Origin of the sequence: Photobacterium frigidiphilum (genome assembly GCF_003025615.1) — a bacterium.
Classification (GTDB): Bacteria; Pseudomonadota; Gammaproteobacteria; order Enterobacterales; family Vibrionaceae; genus Photobacterium; species Photobacterium frigidiphilum.
The window spans coordinates 1-2,165 of record NZ_PYMJ01000100.1 but is presented as its reverse complement, the minus strand read 5'-3'; the positions used below and the strand labels follow the sequence as shown (position 1 = coordinate 2,165).

Annotated in this window: 2 protein-coding genes; both read right to left on the bottom strand. The window is 44.8% G+C overall.

The window, feature by feature from the left end; translation table 11 throughout:
* Window positions 1-113 precede the first annotated feature (113 nt).
* Window positions 114-1,586 carry a group II intron reverse transcriptase/maturase gene (ltrA, locus tag C9J12_RS29840; RefSeq protein ID WP_107247080.1) on the bottom strand — a complete coding sequence of 491 codons (1,473 nt, stop codon included), beginning with the start codon at window positions 1,584-1,586 and terminating at the stop codon, window positions 114-116.
* Window positions 1,587-1,775: 189 nt separating this feature from the next.
* Window positions 1,776-1,928 carry a hypothetical protein gene (locus C9J12_RS30925; protein WP_170111929.1) on the bottom strand — a complete coding sequence of 51 codons (153 nt, stop codon included), beginning with the start codon at window positions 1,926-1,928 and terminating at the stop codon, window positions 1,776-1,778.
* Window positions 1,929-2,165 lie beyond the last annotated feature (237 nt).

Below are 2,165 nucleotides of genomic sequence, written 5' to 3'. Positions count from 1 at the left end.
TGGTCGGGTGGACGACACTTGTTGCCAAGTGCCGTCTCCCTAAGAACCCAGCGTGCAACTTTCACTGCACTAGGCTCAAGCCTCCACGAAGACATCGTTTGATGCCCAGCAACTTATAAAGCAGTCGGGACAGGTTCGTTCCAAGAGTTGCGAGCTGGCCTTTTCACCTTTCTTTTAACCAAGTATTCTTGGTATTGAGGGTCAAATGGTGTCGCTGCACTTCGGATTTTTACATGCCGTTCTATTGGTACTTTGGCTATTTGGAAGAGATTAAACTGGCAATCCATATCCTTGATCTTCTGCCAACCGTGAAAATGCCATTGGCCTTTGCGGTTGATGAAGTATTTAAGGGCGATCCAAGTACTAGATTTTATTGGATGACGCCTTTTAGCCCAATGCCATAATGCATGGAATAGTTTGTGGCCTACATAACCGAATACTTGTTTTGCAACGCAATGTCGATAGTAATTCGACCAACCCCTTAATTTCGGATTAATCAGTTTGATTAGATCATTAACTGGAATTGTTGCGTGCTTTTTGATGAGTTCACGTAGATTACTCAAAAACATCAAAGTATTGGATTTACTCGGTTTAATGAGCAATTTCCCTTTATACTTCCTATGATTAAAACCTAAGAAATCAAAGCCATCGTTGATGTGAGTGATATGCGTTTTCTCTTCGGAGAGTGTTAAGCCTCTATCTCTTAAAAAGTCAGCAATCAACGGTTTGATATCGTTCTCCAGCACTTCCTTTGAAGCGCAAGTGACGACGAAATCGTCGGCGTATCCAATAAAGTTGGCTCTTGCACCCTTTTTGAGTGCAGTAGACTTAATATACTGCTCAAGCCCTGCAAGAGTCATTAGCATCAAGGTTGGGGATATGATCCCACCTTGTGGTGTTCCCTCGTCGGTGCGATAAAACAGCCCTTTGTCCATAAAGCCAGACTTTAACCATTGCTCTAACATGCGCTTATCTACAGCTATGTTATCCATAAGCCATTGATGCCCAATCTTGTCGAAGCAGGCTTTGATATCCCCTTCAAGAACCCATTTTGCAGACTTCTTTAGAGCCAAACATTTGAAACACTGATCGACTGCGTCAGCAGTGCTACGGTTTGGTCTAAATCCATAGCTGTTAAGGTCGGCAAGCATCTCCGATATAGGCTCTAATGCAGTAAGATAGAGTGCTTGCTGCGCTCTGTCTATCATGCACGGGATACCCAGTGGTCTAAGTTTGCCATTCTTTTTGGGGATATAGATACGCTTGAGAGGTTTGGCTTGATATGCCTTTCTGCTCAATTGATTAACTGCTTTCATGCGGCGTGCATCTGTGTTCCAGATGACACCATCTATTCCAGGCGTTTTACTGCCTTTGTTTTGTGATACTCGTTTAACAGCAAGAAGCTTTGCTGAACGAGAATGAGTCAGTATCCACTGCAACGCTTTCGCTCTGCCGTGTTTACCTTCTCGTGTTGCCTTTGCGATACGCATTTGGAGCTTTAATACATGCGACTCAACGGATTTCCAGTCGATTGACTGCCATTGAGCGCTGTCAGGAGAGGCAATAATCTCTTTTGAAATCATCATTTGCGTTTCTCCTTGAATAAAGTTCTTCAAATTCTCTCGCAACGGGAGACCAGTCGGAAGTGGGCTCACTTTCGTGATCAGACAGAAGTCTGTATCTGCATCGTTACAACACAGCTTTCGCTTTTTCCAACCTCCTATACCTGCACCACTATCGGCCACTGAGGCTTTCCCATAGGGAGTGATACAGGCTTACCCTGTTCCGTATGTTACGTAAAATGTCAGGTTAGATGCCCACTCTAGTGCGGAGAGCGTACCGATCACGAAAGGGCATTGCCCAATCCCTTTCCAACTCTCATTGCCATTTTGGCCACAGCGTATTAACCACTTTCGCTGCTTCATCACATAACGCACCTTAAATGGATTCACATACGTTCATCATACTGACACCCTAGCACTTACCCGAATTGTGGTTTTCAGGAGGAACGTCCTCTCACGATTCCGTTCCCACTCAGCCTAATGGCCGAGTTTCGTTACATTGTCAGATCCGCTACTTTATTCAGGATCCTAGGGTCATCTGGTGATACAGATGGTTCACTCTTGTCGTGGTGAACAACGCTTCATACGACTTCAGGTCGCACG

Excerpts from the sequence above, each read along its gene's own strand:
- ltrA (WP_107247080.1), bottom strand. The coding sequence starts at position 1,586 with ATGATGATTTCAAAAGAGATTATTGCCTCTCCTGACAGCGCTCAATGG.